This is a genomic window from Pseudomonas sp. VD-NE ins, assembly GCF_031882575.1.
In the GTDB taxonomy this organism is placed as follows: domain Bacteria; phylum Pseudomonadota; class Gammaproteobacteria; order Pseudomonadales; family Pseudomonadaceae; genus Aquipseudomonas; species Aquipseudomonas fluorescens_BZ.
Window position 1 is genome coordinate 1,257,283 of sequence record NZ_CP134772.1, and the last position, 19,903, is coordinate 1,277,185.

The 19,903-nt window shown below is 60.0% G+C and carries 14 protein-coding genes; 8 read left to right on the top strand and 6 right to left on the bottom strand.

The genetic code is table 11. The features are described 5' to 3' along the window. Positions 1-8 precede the first annotated feature (8 nt). From RMV17_RS05350 to RMV17_RS05365, 4 genes are all read right to left on the bottom strand, one after another. Positions 9-1,046, bottom strand: coding sequence for an ABC transporter ATP-binding protein (locus RMV17_RS05350; RefSeq protein WP_311885955.1), 1,038 nt, complete (start codon positions 1,044-1,046; stop codon positions 9-11). Positions 1,047-1,311: 265 nt separating this feature from the next. Further along, entirely contained in the window at positions 1,312-2,463 is a 1,152-nt protein-coding gene (gene ydcS, locus RMV17_RS05355) for a putative ABC transporter substrate-binding protein YdcS (protein WP_311885956.1), read from the bottom strand. Positions 2,464-2,575: 112 nt separating this feature from the next. After that, positions 2,576-4,063, bottom strand: coding sequence for a gamma-aminobutyraldehyde dehydrogenase (locus RMV17_RS05360; RefSeq protein ID WP_311885957.1), 1,488 nt, complete (start codon positions 4,061-4,063; stop codon positions 2,576-2,578). Between the two features lie 101 nt (positions 4,064-4,164). Further along, positions 4,165-5,079, bottom strand: a complete 915-nt coding sequence (locus RMV17_RS05365; RefSeq protein ID WP_007967749.1) for a LysR family transcriptional regulator — start codon at positions 5,077-5,079, stop codon at positions 4,165-4,167. Between the two features lie 178 nt (positions 5,080-5,257). Between RMV17_RS05365 and RMV17_RS05370 the strand changes: the two genes are divergently transcribed. Continuing rightward, a complete protein-coding gene (locus tag RMV17_RS05370; RefSeq protein ID WP_034154845.1) occupies positions 5,258-5,980 on the top strand; it encodes a tellurite resistance TerB family protein in 723 nt (240 codons plus the stop codon). A gap of 55 nt (positions 5,981-6,035) precedes the next feature. Here the strand turns inward: RMV17_RS05370 and RMV17_RS05375 are convergent, their stop codons facing one another. Both RMV17_RS05375 and RMV17_RS05380 read right to left on the bottom strand, forming a co-directional pair. After that, complete coding sequence (locus RMV17_RS05375; protein ID WP_052229429.1) at positions 6,036-6,320, bottom strand: hypothetical protein; 285 nt, start codon at positions 6,318-6,320, stop codon at positions 6,036-6,038. A gap of 5 nt (positions 6,321-6,325) precedes the next feature. After that, entirely contained in the window at positions 6,326-11,044 is a 4,719-nt protein-coding gene (locus tag RMV17_RS05380) for an RHS repeat-associated core domain-containing protein (protein ID WP_311885958.1), read from the bottom strand. 231 nt (positions 11,045-11,275) lie between these two features. Here RMV17_RS05380 and RMV17_RS05385 point away from each other — a divergent pair, with 231 nt between their 5' ends. The 7 genes from RMV17_RS05385 to RMV17_RS05415 are packed head-to-tail and all read left to right on the top strand — an operon-like array spanning position 11,276 to position 19,724. Beyond that, entirely contained in the window at positions 11,276-12,898 is a 1,623-nt protein-coding gene (locus RMV17_RS05385; RefSeq protein WP_034154846.1) for a methyl-accepting chemotaxis protein, read from the top strand. Beyond that, complete coding sequence (locus RMV17_RS05390) at positions 12,898-13,434, top strand: chemotaxis protein CheW (protein ID WP_311885959.1); 537 nt, start codon at positions 12,898-12,900, stop codon at positions 13,432-13,434. Before RMV17_RS05385 ends, RMV17_RS05390 begins: the two co-directional genes overlap by 1 nt. Next, positions 13,431-14,702, top strand: a complete 1,272-nt coding sequence (locus tag RMV17_RS05395; RefSeq protein WP_311885960.1) for a CheR family methyltransferase — start codon at positions 13,431-13,433, stop codon at positions 14,700-14,702. The genes RMV17_RS05390 and RMV17_RS05395 overlap by 4 nt, the downstream gene beginning before the upstream one ends. Next, positions 14,699-15,382 (top strand): chemotaxis protein CheW, encoded by a 684-nt coding sequence (locus RMV17_RS05400; RefSeq protein ID WP_123594910.1) that lies wholly within the window; start codon positions 14,699-14,701, stop codon positions 15,380-15,382. Before RMV17_RS05395 ends, RMV17_RS05400 begins: the two co-directional genes overlap by 4 nt. Then, complete coding sequence (locus RMV17_RS05405; RefSeq protein ID WP_311885961.1) at positions 15,379-17,667, top strand: hybrid sensor histidine kinase/response regulator; 2,289 nt, start codon at positions 15,379-15,381, stop codon at positions 17,665-17,667. Before RMV17_RS05400 ends, RMV17_RS05405 begins: the two co-directional genes overlap by 4 nt. Next, complete coding sequence (locus RMV17_RS05410; protein WP_311885962.1) at positions 17,664-18,674, top strand: chemotaxis response regulator protein-glutamate methylesterase; 1,011 nt, start codon at positions 17,664-17,666, stop codon at positions 18,672-18,674. The genes RMV17_RS05405 and RMV17_RS05410 overlap by 4 nt, the downstream gene beginning before the upstream one ends. Positions 18,675-18,722: 48 nt before the next feature. Beyond that, a complete protein-coding gene (locus RMV17_RS05415; protein ID WP_311885963.1) occupies positions 18,723-19,724 on the top strand; it encodes a PleD family two-component system response regulator in 1,002 nt (333 codons plus the stop codon). Positions 19,725-19,903 lie beyond the last annotated feature (179 nt).

Consider the following 19,903-nt stretch of genomic DNA (forward strand, 5'->3'; position numbering starts at 1 on the left):
TGCTCATGTCACACCCCGCTCGCCACGGTGTCGTGCAACGCAATCATCGCTTCCCGCGCCCAACGTGCGCTCAGGCGCTGGCCGGTCTGATGCTGCGCGCTGCTGTCGATCCACTGATTGTTGGCGTGGCTGATGCTCAGGGTCTGGCCGTTTTCCAGCTTCAGTTCATAACGCGTGGCGCTGCCCTGATACTGGATGTCGTGGAGCAGACCGCTGACTTCGATTTCGTGACTGGCCAGCGGGCCTTCGGCAAACCGCACGTGTTCCGGGCGGATTGAAAACGGCTGCGGATGGCCGCTTATTTCCCGGGCCAGATCGCCGCGAATGACGTTCGAGGTGCCGACGAATTCAGCGACAAATGTGGTGGTCGGTTTCATGTACAGATTGCGCGGCGTGTCGACCTGTTCGATGCGGCCCTTGTTGAACACGGCGACGCGATCGGACATCGACAGCGCTTCGGTTTGATCGTGAGTGACGAAGATGAAGGTGATGCCGAGTTGGCGTTGCAGCTTCTTCAGTTCGCTTTGCATTTGCTCGCGAAGTTTCAGATCGAGCGCACCCAAAGGCTCATCGAGCAACAGCACGCGCGGACGATTGACCAAGGCGCGGGCGAGGGCGACACGCTGGCGCTGACCGCCGGACAACTGCACCGGTTTGCGCGCGCCGTAACCGCCGAGGGCGACCATGTCCAAGGCTTCTTCGGCGCGCTTGTGTCGTTCGGTTTTGCCGACGCCTTTGACCTTTAAACCGTAGGCGACGTTGTCGAGGACGTTCATGTGCGGGAACAGCGCGTAATCCTGAAACACCGTGTTGACGTCACGCTGATACGGCGGCAACCCGGCCGCTTCGACGCCGTGGATGCGGATCGAGCCGGCGCTCGGTTGTTCGAACCCGGCGATCAGGCGCAGGCAGGTGGTTTTGCCCGAGCCGGATGGGCCGAGCATGGAAAAGAACTCGCCGTCCTCGATATCGATGGAGACCCGGTCAACGGCTTTGACGTCGCCGAACTGCCGGGAAACGTTGGTGAACTGGACTGCAAGCGTCATGGTGCGGTGCTCCGGTAAAGCGGGCTTCAAAAAAGTCGTGTGTGCGTCGAAAAGATCGCAGCCTGCGGCAGCTCCTACAGTAGGTGTGCAGGGCGCTGAGATTGCTTTTAGCTCCCTCTCCCTCCGGGAGAGGGCGGGGGGTGAGGGTGGCGGTTTCGGACTTTGCTCTGAGATCAAGAGTAAAGGCAAAAGCTACCCCCTCACCCCAGCCCTCTCCCCCAGGGGGGCGAGGGGGAAAGGGAGCTCGACCGAGTCGCTCCCGGGCTTAGCGGCCGCCCATGATCGCGATGTAGTCCTGGGTCCAGCGGCTATACGGCACAAATTTGCCACCCTCAGCCTGCGGGGTTTTCCAGAAGGCGATCTTGTCGAACTGGTCGAAGCCGTTGGTCTTGCAACCTTCCGCGCCAAGCAACTCACTCTCCTTGCACGCCGCTGGCACCGCCGGCAACGAACCAAACCACGCCGCCACATCACCCTGGACTTTCGGTTTCAGCGACCAGTCCATCCACTTGTAAGCGCAATTCGGATGCTTGGCCTCGGCGTGCAACATCGTGGTATCAGCCCAACCCGTGGCGCCTTCTTTCGGAATGGTCGAAGCGATCGGCTGCTTCTCGTTCATCAAACCGTTGACCTGATACGGCCAGGCACTCGACGCCACCACGCCTTCGTTTTTGAAGTCGCTCATCTGTACCGTGGTGTCATGCCAGTAGCGGTGGATCAGCGGCTGCTGCGCGCGCAACAGATCGAGCACGGCTTTATATTGATCTTCGGTGAGCTGGTACGGATCCTTGATGCCCAATTCAGGCTTGGTCGATTTCAGATACAACGCCGCATCGGCGATGTAGATCGGCCCGTCATAGGCCTGCACGCGGCCTTTGTTCGACTTGCCATCGGGCAGATCCTGCGCGGAAAACACCACGTTCCAACTGGTCGGTGCGGTCTTGAATACGTTGGTGTTGTACATCAGCACGTTCGGACCCCACTGGTACGGGGTGCCGTAAGTCTGCTGGTTCACCACGTACCACGGCGCGTCTTTGAGGCGTGGGTCGAGGGTGTTCCAGTTCGGGATCAACGCGGTGTTGATCGGTTGCACACGCTTGCCGACGATCAACCGCAACGAGGCATCGCCCGACGCAGTGACCAGGTCATAACCGCCCTTGGCCATCAGGCTGACCATTTCGTCTGAGGTCGCCGCCGTCTTCACATTGACCTTGCAGCCGGTTTCTTTTTCGAAACCGGTCACCCAGTCGTAGGCCTTGTCGCTCTCGCCACGTTCGATGTAACCCGGCCACGCAACGATATCCAGCTGACCTTCGCCAGCACCGACAGCCTTCAACGGCTCGGCCGCTTGCAGGCTGGCACTGGCCAGCAGGGCCGTGGTGATTGCACTGAGCAGTGCGGTCTTGTGCACGAACATGAGACACACCTCTTCGTTTTTTAGATTTCTGTTAAGAGTAGTCGCAAGCTGCAAGCCCCAAGCTGCAAGACACAGCGGATTTGCTTTTAACTTGCGGCTTGTAGCTCGCCGCTTAAAGCTCCCGGCTATGCCGGGCCATGATGTGCCGCACCACGCTGTAGTCCTGCAGCGAATCACTGGATAAGTCTTTGCCGTAACCGGAGCGTTTCAGCCCGCCGTGGGGCATTTCGCTGACCAGCATGAAATGGCTGTTGATCCACGTGCAGCCGTACTGCAGGCGCGCGGCGACCTGCATCGCCTTGTCCAGATTCTGCGTCCATACCGACGAGGCGAGGCCGTATTCGGAGTCATTGGCCCAATCGACCGCTTGTGCGAGTTCGTCGAAACGGGTCACGGTGACCACCGGGCCGAACACTTCGCGCTGGACGATTTCGTCGCTCTGTTTGCAACCGGCGAGCAACGTCGGTTGATAGTAGAAACCGGCGCCGGAGTGCACCGCCGCGCCGGTCACGCGTTCGATGTGTGGCTGACCGAGGGCGCGCTCGACGAAACTGGCGACGCGGTCACGCTGACGGGTGCTGATCAGCGGGCCGATCTCGTTGTCGGCATCACGTTTGCCGGCGAAGCGCAGGCTGCCGACTGCGGCGCCGAGTTCAGCGACCAATTTGTCGTGAATCCCGGCCTGCGCGTAGATCCGGCAGGCAGCGGTGCAGTCCTGCCCGGCATTGTAATAACCGTAGGTGCGCACGCCTTCGACCACGGCCTGGATGTCGGCGTCGTTGCAGACGATCACCGGGGCTTTGCCGCCGAGTTCGAGGTGCGTGCGTTTCAGGGTTTTCGCGGCGGCCTGGAGGATTTTCTGTCCGGTGACGATATCGCCGGTCAACGAGACCATGCGCACTTTCGCATGGCCGACCAAATGGCTGCCAACGCCTTCGCCGCCACCGCAGATGATGTTGATCACCCCGCGCGGCAGGATCTCAGCGAGCGCTGGCGCCAGTGCGAGGATCGACAGCGGCGTGTGTTCGGACGGTTTGAACACCAGCGTGTTGCCGGCGGCGAGGGCCGGAGCGATTTTCCACGCGGCCATCATGATCGGGTAATTCCACGGCGCAATCGAGGCGACCACGCCAATCGGATCGCGCCGGACCATGCTGGTGTAGCCCGGCAGGTATTCGCCGCTGAGTTGACCGGTCTGGCAGCGTACGGCGCCGGCGAAGAAACGGAATACGTCGACGGTCGCGGTCAGATCGTCCTGACGCGCCAGGTGCAAAGGCTTGCCGCAGTTCAGCGATTCGAGGCGGGCGAGGTGGTCGGCGTGTTTTTCGACGGCGTTGGCAATGTCCAGCAGCAGGCTGGAACGTTGTTGCGGCGTAGTACGCGACCATTCGGCGAAGGCGCGGTGGGCGGCGAGGATCGCGGCTTCGACCTGCTCGGTGCTGGCCTCGGCAATGTGCGTGAGGATTTCACCGGTGGCGGGGTTGAGAATCGGCTCGACAAAACCTTCCCCGGCGACCAGTTCGCCATCGATCAACAACGCGGTACACATCGGGGTCTGCACGCCAGCCATTTTCCGCGATCTCTTTTCTTGTGTGGCCATTGTTGCTCCCTGATATCGGGAGCCGACCGTCTTATAGATGCAGCAAGACTAGTGCGCGGCTCCGAGGTCGACAAATTCTAAATACTGAAAGCAGCGTTCGATTAAATAGATGGCTTGCGTCCGCCGTGGGGTTGCTCGCGAGCCACGGTGAGAAATGGATCGACCAGCGCCGGGCGTGCAGTACCACGGCGCCAGGCCAGGCCGACGTCGAGGGTCTGGTTAAGGTCGGCGATTGGCCGCGCTTCGATGATGTCGCCTTCCAGTGACCACGGGCGATAAGTCATGTCCGGCTGGATCGACACGCCCAAACCGGCGGCGACCAGACTTCGAACGGCCTCAGTCGACGCGGTTCTCAACGTGATTTTTGGTTGCAGACCGGCGCCGCGCCACAGACGCTGGGCGTTGCGATCCATTTCATCGACGTTGAGTTGAATCAGTGGTTCGCGGGCGACGTCGGCGAGATTGATGCTGTCGTGCTCCAGCAGTGGATGCTGGGCCGGGAGCCACAAACGGTGCGGTGAATGGGTCAGTACTTCAGTTTGCAACGCGTGGCGGTCTTCGAGGTTGGAGAGGATCAATACGCCGACATCGATCTCGCCACTGACCAGCAAATGCTCGATGTAGGGCCGTTCGTCTTCCATCACTCTGATTTCGACATTGGGATACGCGCGCTGAAAACGGGTGAGCAGATCCGCCAGGTAATAACCGGCGACGAGGCTGGTCACGCCGACGATCAACTGCCCGGCGACCTGATCGGTGCTCTGTTGCAGGCTGCGCTTGGCGTTGTCCACGGTCGCCAGAATCAGGTGCGCCTGGCGTAGGAATTGATGACCTTGGTGTGTCAGCGTCATGCCCTTGGCGTGGCGGCTGAACAGGCTGACGCCGATTTCCTCTTCCAGTTGCTGGATCGCCAGCGTCAGGGTCGATTGGGAAATGAATGCAGTTTGCGCGGCGGCGGAGATCGAGCCGGTTTCGGCCACGGCGATGAAATGACGGATCTGACGCAGGGTCATCATGAGAAGGGCTACCCAGTGGGCGGTTTTTATAGATTGGCCTGAGTGTATATCTATTTTCGCGAACGGCTTGGGTGTACTGAGCAACATCTGGAAGCACACTCGCAAGCAGGGCTGGGGCACTTTCGAACTAGGCTGGAGGCCTTATAGATCCGGATAAACCCTGTTTTGGAGGCGGAACATGAACACCCGTGGATTGCTCGATCAACTGCTCAAATCCGGCCAGGATCTGTTGCAGAACAAGGCTGGTGGAACGCAGAACAAACCGGCTGCCGGTGGCTTGGGCGGTTTGCTCGGCGGCGCTTCAGGCTCCGGTGGCCTCGGCAGTCTGCTGTCCGGGGCCGGCGGGGGGGCGTTAGCGGCTGGCGCGATGGGCTTGCTGCTTGGCAATAAGAAAGTGCGCAAGGTTGGCGGCAAAGTCGCGATCTACGGCGGCCTCGCGGCGCTGGGTGTGCTGGCTTACAAGGCTTATGGCAACTACAACGCCCAGAAAGGCACCGCCCCACAACGCGAACCGCAAACCCTCGACCGCTTGCCACCTGCGCAAGCCGAGCAACACAGTCAGGCCATTCTCAAAGCACTGGTCGCTGCCGCCAAAGCCGACGGTCATATCGATGATCGCGAGCGCCAACTGATCGAAGGTGAATTCACCAAACTCGACAACGATCAGGAGCTACAGAACTGGCTCCACGCCGAACTCAACAAACCCCTCGACCCCACCGACGTCGCCCGCGCCGCGAGTACGCCGGAGATGGCCGCGGAGATGTACATCGCCAGCGTGATGTTGGTGGATGAGGAGAACTTCATGGAGAAGAGCTATCTGGATGAACTGGCGCGACAGTTGAAGCTCGAGCCGGGGTTGAAGTCGGAACTGGAGAAGCAGGTGCGCCAGACGGTGCAATAAGTGTTGGACCGGCAGGAGAAGAGGCCCGGGAAGGGCCTCTGCTTCTGTCATCAATTTATTCTTTGGTCAGTAGTTCTACCAGAGTCGTGAAGTTTGTCTCGGCGAGCTCTTGCTCTTCAGGTGATGTGAGCGAATTCAGAATTTGCTCTTCGATGGCACAGTCGTAAACATCGATGCCGATCCAGCCTTGCGACCAAAAGTCGATCGTTGCCACCTTATCCCGTCCCTCAAGTTCCACTCGTTCAAGGTCGCCAAAATCTCCTTTGGTAAACGCTGAATACTCAAACGAGTACGCAGTCAGCTTCGGTTTTATCACTTCGTTAAAAATCGTTATGTTCATGAGGCTCACTTTTTATCAACGGTGATAATGTTGTCTGCGCTGGGGAGGTGTTCGCCTCCTTGCTTCTTGAGCATGTATTGTTGTGATTTACCGGCGTCCGGGCCTATCAGTTTGAACCAGCCAGTCTTGCCGCCTTGCAATAGACTTGAAGTAGGCACATCAAACTCAGCATAAACCGAGTTGTTAAGCGCTGCGCCTTTGAAATCGGCGGGGCCGTTAGTGGAAATGAACGTTTGCCCGCCAGCGCCTTGCACAACTTTGTTACTACTACGCATTTGAGCGAGTTCGTCAGGCGACATCCAGCGGCCAACTCGCGTCTTGCTGACTCCATCGACAACACGGGTTTCGCCAAGCTTTAACGGAGAACCAGGGATTGGAGGCGTGTTTTCGTCGACTTTGGCTGTAGCAGCAGGATCTTCTGTTCCAGGCTTGCAATCGGGTCCGCCCGGACAGTTACCATTCAACCCCAGTGGATCCACCCATCCTGTGGGGTTGGGTACGTACTGGTAGTTGTTCAACCCCCCAGCAAGCTTGATCGGATCCGGCGTCAAAAACCGTCCAGCCCCCGGATTGTAGTAGCGGTGGCGGTTGTAATGTAACCCTGTCTCCGCATCGAAATACTGACCCTGGAAGCGCAATGGGTTATCGATCTCGCTGACGTCCAGCGCGGCGAGATTACCGTAGGCTCGGTACTTCGCCGACCACATGATTTCACCGCTGTAGTCGGTGAGCTCCTGCGGTGTGCCGAGGTGGTCGAGTTGGTAATAGAACGGTGTTGCTTTTCGTGGGCCTTCGCCATCGAGCATCGCCAATGGGCGGAAGCTGCCCGGTTCGTAGATGTAGCTGCGGTAACGGTTTTCGGCGCTTTCGGCAATCAGGCGTTCGCCTTGCCACAGGAATTCGGTGATGTGGCCGTCAACGGTTTTTTCTATACGTCGACCGAAGGCATCGTACTTGTAGGTTGCTGTACTGCCACCCGGCAGGCTTACGCCGATCAAGCGGTGCTGGCAGTCGTAACGATACTCGGTGACGAGTTTCTGTCCTGTGCCACGGCGTTCGCGACTCAGGTTGCCGTACGCGTCGTACTCGTAGTGACGATCACCCTGCATCAGCAGGCGGTTGCCTTTGACGTTGGCGAGGTTTGCTGTGCCTTCATTGCTTTGGCCTAGCAGGTTGCCCGCCGGGTCATGGGCGAAGCTTTCCGGAGTAGCACCGCGCACGCTGATCAGTCGGTCGAGCGGGTCGTAGTGATAGCTGCGGTTGCCTTTACGGCTGTCATCGATACCCGCGAGATTGCCATTGGCGTCGTAGTTATAACGACGCTGGAACAGGCTCTTGTCTCGCTGGCCAACAGTGTGGGCTTGCAGACGGCCTTGTTCGTCGTACTGGTATTGGCTGAGCAGCAAACCTTGCTGACGTTTTTGTTCGCGCCCAGCACTGAACTGGTGAGAGGTCAGGCGTGAGCCGTTGAGGTCGATGCTGCTGAGTTGCCCGCCGGGTTGGTGACGGTAATCGAGTTTGCTGCCGTCGGGGAGGCGGCAGTGTTTGAGCTGACCAACGCTATCGTACTCGTAGCGCAGGGTGCCCCAACCTTGGTGTTCTTCGATGAGGCGGTCTTGCAGGTCGTATTTATAGGCGAGCGGCCAATGACCGTCGTCGACGTTTACGAGGCGACCGAGGGCGTCGTAGCTGTAGTGGATTTCTTCGCCATCGGCCAGGGTTTTCACCAGCAGCCGGCCAGCCGCATCGCGCTGGTACTCGGTGACCAGTTCGCTGCCATCGTCGCCGAACTCGGTTTTCTTCAGCAGTTGGCCGTTGAGGTCATACTCGTAAGCCGTACGACGACCGTCGAAACCGGTTTCCTGCTGGATCAGGCCGTTGGTGTAGTAATCGAGGTGGTATTGCTCGCCGCGCTCGTTTTCGATTTCAGTCAGCAGCAGACGTGAGTTGTCATAGCGATAGCGAAGTTGGCTGCCGTCGGGGTTGATGCGGCGACTGACCAGATGCAGATTTTCGGCATATTCGTACCGGGTGATGCGGCCGAGTTCATCGCGTTCAGCGGTGACATTACCGTAGGCGTTATAGGTAAACGCACGGGTTGCGCCGCCCGGCAGCGTGACCTGAGCGAGGCGATTAGCTGCGTCCCACTGGTATTGGGTAATGGCGCCGGACTCTTCTTGGCGGGTGATCTGCCGACCCAGCGCGTCGTAGCGATACTTGCGCTGGCCGCCATCGGGCAGGCGTTCTTCCAGCAACTGGCCGAGGTTGTTCCAGCCGAGTTGATGGCGACTGCCGTCCGGGTGGCGAATCTCCAGCAGGCGCCCCTGAGGATCGTAGCTGTAGAGCGTGGCATTGCCGTCCGGGTCGATTTGCTGGGTGATATCGCCCTGACGGTTGCGTTGGTACTTCCAACTGGCTTTTCCGCGATGGACATCACTGACGAAACCGTTGATGTATTCGTAGGTGGTGGCTTCGTCTTCCGGCGGGATGACGGCAGTCATCAAGCCGTTGTCGTTGTAGCGGTACTCGGTGACGGCGCCCAACGGATCCTTTTCCGCGATCAATTGGCCTTTGTCGTTGTAGGCCTTGAGATGCTCGGCACCGTCCGGGTCGATCTTGCTGATCAGTCGCGCCTGATCATCGTGGGTGTACACCTCTTCGCTGCCGTCGGCGTTGGTGACAGTCACGCTGCCTTTGTCATCCCAGGCGTAGTGCGCTTCCATCTGCGAGAAGTTGGCCCAGTGATGTGTGCAACGAGACAGTTTGCCTTCGTTCTCCCACTCCCAGTAGAACGCAGCGCCGCCCGCCAGTTGCCGCTCGAGAATGACGTGCTGTTCGTTGTAGCGATAATGTTCGGCTTCACCGGCCGCGTTCTTCGCCTCGATCAAACGATGCTGGGTGTCATAGCTGTAGGTGACCAGCGTCTGCACCGTATTCCAGGCGTCTTCCAGATTGTCAGCAGGCAGAAACTGCTGATAGTCGACCGCGACGATGTGTTTTCGGTCGTAGCGCAGAAGCAAGGCGCGACCGGCGCCATTGTCGAGGCGTTTGATACGACCATGGATATCGCGTGTGACGTGCAGTCGATTGCCATAGCTGTCGCTGATGGCGATCAGGGTGGCGCCTTTGCTGTTAAAGCGGAAGTGGTAGAACGATGGACGCTTGCCGGCCTGGGCCAGAATCAGTTCCGATGGATCGTCACCGAGGAAAATTGCCGCGCGCGAGAGGCTGTTGGTGATGGCCGGGCGTTGTTCGGTTGGACGCGGGAAGGGTGTTGAGCGGTTTTCGTGGTCGGTCCAGATGACTTCATCGCCATTGATGTCAATGCGATGAGCCAGTGCATGGCTCCAGCCATAGCCCAGGCCACAATCGATTTCTGCGGCACTTGTCCGATAGAGGCGCGTCCACTCAAACGGCAGCAGTCCGTCGAGTTGGCCATCGGTCAACGTCAACAGTTCCTCACCGGTAACCATGGAAACTGGGCATTTGTCGGTGTGGGTGCGGCTGGCAGGTTCTGCACTTTTTCCAGCGGGCGTCACGGCTTGTCTGGAGGCATCATCGGCAACTTCGTCACTCACCAGTCTTGCATTCGAACGCCCATCGAAGCGAATCTCGGTGGTTCCATTTCTTACCTTCTTTGCTACCCCTCTAAGCCCAACGCGGACGTATTTGGCAACATACGTCATGAATCCTTTTATGACGTCGAAGATTGATTCGATAAAACCCACCAAAAGGTTGTAAAGCACTTTTCCGTACTTTCCCAACTTGCCGGCCAGATATAGCAGGCCTGTTCCCTCTGCGGCGAGGGTCAGGACGATCGACACAACAATATCGATAGCGACACTCAACAAGAAGCTGGTGGTCATTTTCGCTTGCTCACCCGCGGTACTCATCGGTGGCAAACTGGCGAGCCAGATAAACGCGCAATTCATCATCAAAAACAACGCTGCCTCATCGCTGGCCAGCACCATCGCTTGCTTCATGATGTGGGGCGTCTGCTTGGCTACGGCTTCGAGGCGGGCATAGCCTTCGCCAAGCTCCCTGCGAAACTTTCCCGGGTCTTGCAGCATGTCCAGCACCGCTTTGATACCATCCCACACGCCCTTGATGGCATCCCAACCACCTGCGAACATGCCTTTGCCCACCGCGATGACTGTGCCGGACAGTGAAAGGCTCGCCCATTGCTGACGATAACCCGTCGGGCCTTCCCATTTCTGACGAAGCTTTTCTTTCAGATCCGCCGCCAGTGATGCGTAGGCGTCGAACAATTCATTGATTTGCTCTGGGGACACTTGGTGATGCACTCGAACCCAGTATTCCTTGCCAGGAACTCCGCCCGACCAACTGGCTTTTCCTTCTGAGTCGAGTCTGATCTTCGTGATAGCGCCGCCTTCCTGGGCCACTATCTCAACGTCAAAATCGCCAATTGGAATATCGAAAACCGATTCGAATTTACTTTGTATAACCAGTGGACCCTGTAAAGGGCATTTGGCGACACTTGAAGCGAAATGCCCGTCCTCCATGCTCACGGAAGTGGAAGTATTTCCCACCCGTATGACGCGCTCCATGCCAAGCAGCGAAGGTAAATCGGCTATTTTGCTGCCGAATTCGAAAGGCTGATTCCAGGAGTTCTTCAAGAACTCTCTGTACTCGTTCAAGCTGAGCGTGAAGGCAGTCAGTTGGCTGTCTATGAATTCGATGCGTTCCTTGGCTATCGTGATCATCCTTGCTCCGAAAATATCTGTTCGGCAACGTCTCTTGATGACGGACTCGCGAACTCCCTGCGCTGCCGTTGTTGAAGATGGATCCAAAAAAATAGACCAGTTTCCCGATTATTGCGATACGGGGGGCTGAGCTGAGCCATGGGACAGGCCCGAGGGTTACAAAGCGTCTTATAAATGAAACACCGCCCTCGGCTATACTCCCCGCATTTCGATCAGGCACGAGGAATCACTGTGAAGAACTGGACGTTGCGCCAACGCATTTTGGCGAGCTTTGCGGTGATTATCGCCATCATGTTGTTGATGGTCGTCGTTTCGTACTCACGCCTGTTGAAGATCGAGGCCAGTGAAAACAGCGTGCGTGATGACGCGATTCCCGGCGTCTATTACAGCTCGATGATCCGTGGCGCCTGGGTCGACAGTTATCTGCAGACTCAAGAACTGCTCGGGCTCAAGGAAGGTCAGGGGATTTCCAGCGAGGACGCGGCCGACTACAAGGCTTTCGAGGCGCGTTTGCAGGAGCAGATGGAAAACTATCGCAAGACGATGGCGACCGACGAGGATCGTCTCGAGTTTGCCGCGTTCGAGAAGTACCACGACACCTACCTCCAGATTCAGGATGCCGTGCTGGACCTGCACAAGCGCAACCTGGAAGCGGACGCGGTCAGGATGTTCCACGAAAAGCTGACGCCAGCCTGGTACTCCGGGCGCATGAAGCTCAACGACATCATCGGCGAAAACAAGAGAGTCGCCGATCAGGCCATGAACAATATCGACGATGCCGTGGCGGCTGCCAAAGTCAGCATGTTCATTTCCCTGCTGGTCGCCGTGTTCGCCGCTGGCCTGTGCGGTCTGTTGTTGATGCGCGCGATCATGGCGCCGATGAACCGCATTGTGCAGATTCTCGAAACCATGCGTACCGGCGACCTCAGTTCGCGTCTCAACCTCGACCGCAAAGACGAATTCGGCGCCGTCGAAACCGGCTTCAACGACATGATGACCGAGCTGACCGCACTGGTGTCGCAAGCCCAGCGCTCCTCGGTGCAGGTGACCACCTCGGTGACTGAGATTGCTGCGACCTCCAAGCAACAGCAAGCCACCGCCACCGAAACCGCAGCGACCACCACCGAAATCGGAGCGACGTCCCGCGAGATTGCGGCAACTTCGCGCGATCTGGTGCGCACCATGACCGAAGTGTCCACCGCCGCCGATCAGGCTTCGGTGCTCGCCGGCTCCGGCCAGCAAGGCTTGGCGCGCATGGAAGACACCATGCATTCGGTGATGGGCGCGGCCGATCTGGTCAACGCCAAACTGGCGATCCTCAATGAGAAGGCCGGCAACATCAACCAGGTGGTGGTGACCATCGTCAAGGTCGCCGACCAGACCAACCTGTTGTCGCTCAACGCCGCCATTGAAGCTGAAAAGGCTGGTGAATACGGTCGCGGTTTTGCCGTGGTCGCCACCGAAGTGCGGCGTTTGGCGGATCAGACCGCTGTTGCCACTTACGACATCGAACAAATGGTTCGCGAGATCCAGTCGGCGGTGTCTGCCGGGGTTATGGGCATGGACAAGTTCTCCGAAGAAGTACGCCGTGGCATGTCCGAAGTGCAGCAGGTCGGCGAGCAGTTGTCGCAGATCATCCATCAGGTGCAGGCACTGGCGCCGCGGGTGTTGATGGTCAATGAAGGCATGCAGGCCCAGGCCACCGGCGCCGAGCAGATCAACCACGCGCTGGTGCAGTTGGGCGATGCCAGCAGCCAGACCGTCGAGTCGCTGCGTCAGGCCAGTTTCGCCATCGACGAACTGAGCCAGGTGGCCGTCGGGCTGCGCAGCGGCGTTTCGCGATTCAAAGTCTGATGAGCGAAATCATCGCTAAACGCAGCGCCGCGCAGGTGGCGAAGCCGGCGTTGTTCCTGCTGTTTCGCATCGGCAGCGCGCGTTACGCCTTGCGCGCCACCGAAGTGGCGGAGGTGCTGCCGCGTCTGCCGTTGAAGCCGATCGCGAGGGCGCCGCAGTGGGTTGCAGGCGTATTCGCCTATCGCGGTGCGGTGGTGCCGGTGATCGACCTCAGCGCATTGACCTTCGGCCATCCCGCCGAGGCGCGCACCAGCACCCGTCTGGTGCTGGTCAATTATCAGCCGGATGAAGCGCAGCCCGCGCAATGGCTCGGGCTGATTCTCGAACAGGCCACCGACACCCTGCGTTGCCATCCGCACGAGTTTCAGCCATATGGCCTCGACAATCGCGAGGCGCCTTACCTCGGCCCGGTGCGCGAAGATGCCCAGGGGTTGGTGCAATGGGTGCGGGTCAATGACTTGCTTGATGACGCCGTGCGCCATTTGCTGTTCCCCGATCCGCCGTTGAATCCGGCGCAGCTTGAGGCGCAGGCATGAGCAGCGATCAGCGTTTTTTCGACTTCCTCAAGGAACGCATCGGCCTCGATGTCACCTCGGTCGGCCCGGCGATCATCGAGCGTGCCGTGCGCCAGCGGACAACGCTGTCGCAAGCCGCGCATGCCGATGAATATTGGCACCTGCTGCAAGGCTCGCGAGACGAACAACAGGCGCTGATCGAAGCAGTGATCGTCCCGGAAACGTGGTTTTTCCGTTACCCGGAATCTTTCGCCACGCTGGGCAAACTGGCACGCAATCGCCTCGCCGAGCTGAACAACATGCGTGCGCTGCGCATTCTCAGCCTGCCGTGTTCCACCGGCGAAGAACCTTATTCGATCGCCATGGCCCTGCTTGATGCCGGGCTCAAGCCGCATCAGTTCAAAGTCGATGGCATGGACGTCAGCCCGCTCTCGGTGGACAAGGCGCGACGCGCGTTGTACGGCAAGAATTCGTTTCGCGGCCAGGATCTGGACTTTCGCGACCGGCATTTCACGGCTGAGCAGGACGGCCATCGAGTCAATGACGATGTGCGTGAGCAGGTGCGTTTGCAGGTCGGCAATGTGCTCGATCCGACGCTGCTGGCCAGCGAGCCGGCGTTCGATTTCGTGTTCTGCCGCAATCTGTTGATCTATTTTGATCAGCCGACGCAAAAACTGGTGTTCGAGGTGCTCAAGCGCCTGACGCATTTCGATGGCGTGCTGTTTATCGGCCCGGCCGAGGGCAGTCTGCTCGGACGTTTGGGCATGCGTTCGATCGGTATCCCGCAGTCCTTTGCGTTCAGCCGCCACAGCGATCCGCACCCCGAGCCGTTGCCAACGCCCAAGCCCATCGTGTTGCCGATCAGCCAACCGCTTCGCAGCACGCCGCCAGCACCGGTGCGCACTCGACCGTTTGCCGCAGTGACGCCGCTGCCGATTGCCAGCAAAAGCGCGAATCCCGACGCCGCGACCCTGCTGGCCAACATCGCCGCGCTTGCCAATGAAGGCAAAAGTGCCGAAGCCCGCGCCGCCTGCGAACAGTATTTGCGCAGCCACGAACCGGTGGCTCAGGTGTTTTACTGGCTCGGTCTGCTCAGCGACGTCGCTGGCCTGACCCTCGAAGCGCAGGGCTTCTACCGCAAAGCGTTGTACCTCGAACCGCAACACCCCGAAGCGTTGATGCACCTGGCCGCGCTGCTGCAGGCCCAGGGCGACACGGCGGGTGCCAGACGATTGCAGGAGCGCGCCGCCCGCAGCGGGCGCACCGCTGACAGTGAGCGTAAACGATGATCCCGTCCGACACCTTGAACGTCACCCACGAAGACGCCCGGGCCATCGATGATTGCTGGAACCGCATCGGCATTCATGGCGACAAGTCCTGCCCGCTGCTGGAAGACCATATTCATTGCCGTAATTGCTCGGTGTATTCCGCCGCCGCCACCCGCCTGCTTGATCGTTATGCGTTGCAGCAGGACGAACGCGACCCGGTGGCCACGGCCGTTGAAACGGACGTGAAAACCCGTTCGCTGTTGATGTTCCGTCTTGGTGAAGAATGGCTGGGGCTGGCGACACGCAGCCTCGTTGAGGTCGCACCGCTGCAGGCGATTCACTCGTTGCCGCATCAGCGTTCGCGGGCCTTGCTCGGCGTGGCCAATGTGCGTGGCGCGCTGGTGGCGTGTCTGTCGCTGGTCGAACTGCTGGATCTGGATGGCAACGCTGCGCCAGCCAATGGCGCGCGAATCATGCCGCGCATGCTGATCATCGCCGCCCATGGCGGGCCGGTGGTGGTGCCGGTGGATGAAGTTGACGGGATTCATGCCATCGACGAGCGCATTCTCGACGCCGCATCGCAGTCCGGCGCGCAGGCCAGCGCCAAATACACCCGTGGCGTTCTGCAATATCGGGGGCGCAGCCTGCGTTGGCTGGATGAAGAACAGCTGCTGTCCGCCGTGACCCGGAGCCTCGCATGACCCCCGAGCAAATGCGCGACGCCTCCTTGCTGGAGCTGTTCAGCCTCGAAGCCGAAGCGCAGACCCAAGTGCTCAGCGCCGGGCTGCTGGCGCTGGAGCGTAATCCGACCCAGGCCGATCAACTGGAATCGTGCATGCGCGCGGCGCACTCGCTCAAAGGCGCAGCGCGGATTGTCGGTATCGACAGCGGCGTCAGCGTTGCGCATGTCATGGAGGATTGCCTGGTCAGCGCGCAGGAAGGGCGGTTGTTGCTGCGGCCCGAGCACATTGATGCGTTGTTGCAGGGCACCGATTTACTGATGCGCATCGCCACCCCGGCCAATGCCCCACAGCCGAGTGATATCGACGCTTATGTGGCGTTGATGGCGGGTTTGCTCGATCCGTCGACGCCGCCGGCAACGCTGATTGCACCGCTGATGGCCGAGTTGCAACTTGAAGCGCCGCCGGTCTTTGAACCCGCGCCAGCTCCTATCATGGACGCGCCGGTCGAATCCTCCGAATCGGCGCCACGCAAAAACAAACGCACCACCGAAGGTGGCGAGCGGGTGCTGCGGGTCACCGCCGAACGCCTGAACAGTCTGCTCGATCTGTCGAGTAAATCGCTGGTGGAAACCCAGCGCCTCAAGCCGCACCTGGCGACCATGCAGCGTCTCAAACGCATGCAGAACAACGGCCTGCGTGCGCTGGAGAACCTCAACGTCCACCTCAAGGAACACGCGCTTAGTCTGGAAGCGCTGGAAGCCTTGGAGGACGCGCGCCGTTTGCTCGCCGAATCCCAGCAACTGCTGAGCGAGAAAAACGCCGAGCTGGACGAATTCGCCTGGCAGGCCAGCCAGCGCGCGCAAGTGCTCTACGACACCGCGCTGGCCTGCCGCATGCGGCCCTTCGCCGATGTGCTCACCGGTCAGGTGCGCATGGTCCGGGATCTGGGCCGCAGCCTCGGCAAACAGGTACGCCTGGAGATCGAAGGCGAGAAAACCCAGGTCGACCGCGACGTGCTGGAGAAGCTCGAAGCACCGCTGACGCATTTGCTGCGCAACGCTGTCGATCACGGCATCGAAACCCCGGAGCAACGCCTGCTCAAGGGCAAACCGGAAGAAGGCCTGATCCGCCTGCGCGCCTCGCATCAGGCCGGTCTGCTGGTGCTGGAATTGAGCGATGACGGCAATGGCGTCGACCTGGAAAAGGTCCGTCGCAGCATCGTCGAACGGCAGTTATCCCCAGCCGAAACCGCCGCGCAACTGAGTGAAGAAGAACTGTTGACCTTCCTCTTCCTGCCCGGTTTCAGCTTGCGCGACACGGTCACCGAAGTATCCGGGCGCGGCGTCGGCCTTGATGCCGTTCAACACATGGTTCGCCAGTTGCGCGGTGCGGTGGTGCTGGAGCAGACAGCGGGCGAGGGCAGTCGCTTTCATCTGGAGGTGCCGCTGACCTTGTCGGTGGTGCGCAGTCTGGTGGTGGAGGTCGGCGAAGAAGCCTACGCCTTCCCGTTGGCGCACATCGAGCGCATGTGCGATCTGGCCCCCGAAGACATCGTGCAGGTCGAGGGCCGTCAGCATTTCTGGCACGAAGGCCAGCACGTCGGGCTGGTTGCGGCCAGCCAGTTGCTCAACCGCCCGGCCAGCCAGAGCAGTGGCGAAACTCTGAAAGTCGTGGTGATCCGCGAGCGCGATGCGATTTATGGCGTAGCTGTGGAGCGCTTCATTGGCGAGCGCACCCTGGTGGTCTTGCCACTGGACGAGCGGCTGGGCAAAGTGCAGGACATCTCCGCCGGAGCTTTGCTCGACGACGGTTCGGTGGTGCTGATCGTCGACGTTGAAGACATGCTGCGTTCGGTGGACAAACTGCTCAATACCGGACGCTTGGAACGTATCGCCCGCCACGGCAATCAGGCCGCCGAGGCGGTGCGCAAGCGGGTGCTGGTGGTCGACGACTCGCTGACCGTGCGCGAGTTGCAACGCAAGCTGTTGCTCAATCGTGGCTACGACGTTGCGGTGGCGGTGGACGGTATGGACGGTTGGAACGCGCTGCGTTCGGAGGACTTCGATTTGCTGATCACCGACATCGACATGCCGCGCATGGACGGCATCGAGCTGGTCACGCTGTTGCGCCGCGACAACCGTCTGCAATCGCTGCCGGTGATGGTCGTGTCGTACAAGGATCGGGAAGAGGATCGCCGCCGTGGCCTCGACGCCGGTGCCGACTATTATTTAGCCAAAGCCAGTTTTCATGACGACGCCCTGCTCGACGCAGTGGTCGAGCTGATCGGAGGAGCGCGGGCATGAAGATCGCAATCGTCAACGACATGCCCATGGCGGTCGAGGCGCTACGCCGGGCGCTGGCCTTCGAGCCGGCGCATCAGGTGGTCTGGGTCGCCCGCAACGGCGCCGAAGCGGTGCAACTGTGCGCCCAAAACACCCCGGACCTGATCCTGATGGACCTGATCATGCCGGTGATGGACGGCGTCGAAGCCACGCGGCGGATCATGGCCGAAACCCCGTGTGCCATCGTCATTGTGACGGTAGATCGCCAGCAGAATGTGCACCGGGTCTTCGAAGCCATGGGCCACGGTGCATTGGACGTGGTCGATACCCCGGCCCTCGGTGCCGGCGACGCTCGGGAAGCCGCAGCGCCGTTGCTGCGCAAGATCCTCAATATTGGCTGGCTGATCGGCGACAAAGCGCCGCGCTCACGTCCCGCGCCGACGCCTCCGCGCAGTTCGGGTTCGCGCCAGCGGCTGGTAGCGATCGGATCGTCGGCGGGCGGCCCGGCAGCGCTGGAAGTCTTGCTCAAAGGCTTGCCCAAGGATTTCTCGGCAGCCATTGTGCTGGTGCAGCATGTCGATCAGGTTTTTGCTGCCGGCATGGCCGAATGGCTGGCCAGCGCCAGCGGCCTCGATGTGCGTCTGGCCCGCGAAGGCGAGCCGCCGCAAGCCGGCGCCGTGCTGCTGGCCGGCACCAACCACCATATTCGCTTGTTGAAAAACGGTACGCTGGCCTACACCGCCGAGCCGGTCAACGAGATCTACCGTCCTTCGATCGACGTGTTTTTCGAAAGTGTCGCCAGTTATTGGAATGGCGACGCCGTCGGGGTTTTATTGACCGGGATGGGACGCGACGGCGCGCAAGGGCTTAAGCTCATGCGACAGCAGGGTTACCTGACCATCGCGCAGGATCAGCAAAGCAGTGCGGTGTACGGCATGCCCAAGGCCGCTGCGGCCATTGATGCCGCCGTAGAAATACGTCCACTGGAAAGAATAGCGCCACGATTGCAGGAGATTTTCCCCAAATGATCAGGTCAATCCGCAATCCTGGCCCCCGCAGTACTCAGGTGACCGCCCATGAATGACTTACAGATCGACGACATTAAAACCGACGAAAACGCCGCCATGGTGTTGTTGGTGGATGATCAGGCGATGATCGGCGAAGCGGTGCGCCGTGGGCTGTCGAATCAAGAAAACATCGACTTCCACTTCTGCTCCGATCCGCAGCAGGCCATCGCGCAGGCGGTGCGGATCAAGCCGACGGTGATTCTGCAGGACTTGGTGATGCCCGGCCTCGATGGCCTGAGCCTGGTGCGCGAATACCGCAATCACCCGGCGACCAAGGACATCCCGATCATCGTCCTGTCGACCAAGGAGGACCCGCTGATCAAGAGCGCAGCGTTCTCCGCTGGGGCCAACGACTATCTGGTGAAACTGCCGGACACCATCGAACTGGTGGCGCGCATCCGCTATCACTCGCGCTCTTACATGACGTTGTTGCAACGCGATGCCGCGTACCGCGCGCTGCGGGTCAGCCAGCAGCAACTGCTCGACACCAATCTGGTGTTGCAACGCTTGATGAACTCCGATGGTCTGACCGGGCTGTCCAACCGCCGCCACTTCGACGAGTACCTGGAACTGGAGTGGCGCCGCTCGCTGCGTGACCAGAGCCAGTTGTCGCTGCTGATGATCGATGTCGATTACTTCAAGTCCTACAACGACAGCTTTGGCCACGTTGAAGGCGATGAAGCGTTACGCAAGGTCGCCACGGCGATTCGTGATGCCAGCGCGCGACCGTCGGATCTGCCGGCGCGTTATGGCGGTGAGGAGTTTGTGCTGGTGCTGCCGAACACCTCGCCGGGCGGCGCGCGGCTGGTGGCAGAGAAACTGCGTCAGACCGTAGCTTCGCTGAAGATTCCGCACAACACTCCGGCGGAAGGGGCGAGCCTGACTATTAGTATTGGTCTGGCGACAATGGTGCCGCAGTCGGGCAGTGATTGCCGGTTGCTGATTTCGGCGGCGGATCGTGGGTTGTATCTGGCCAAGAACAATGGCCGGAATCAGGTCGGGATCGAGTAAACGCTTACCCTCACCCCAGCCCTCTCCCGGAGGGAGAGGGGGCCGACCGAGGTGTCTTTGGTCCTACATCGACCTGAAAGACCTCGGCGATTATGGATCTGTAAGCGTGGCAATTATGGATTCAGCTAAGCCCTTTCACGTCGGCGTACCTCCCGAACATCCCCCGATCGGTCCCCTCT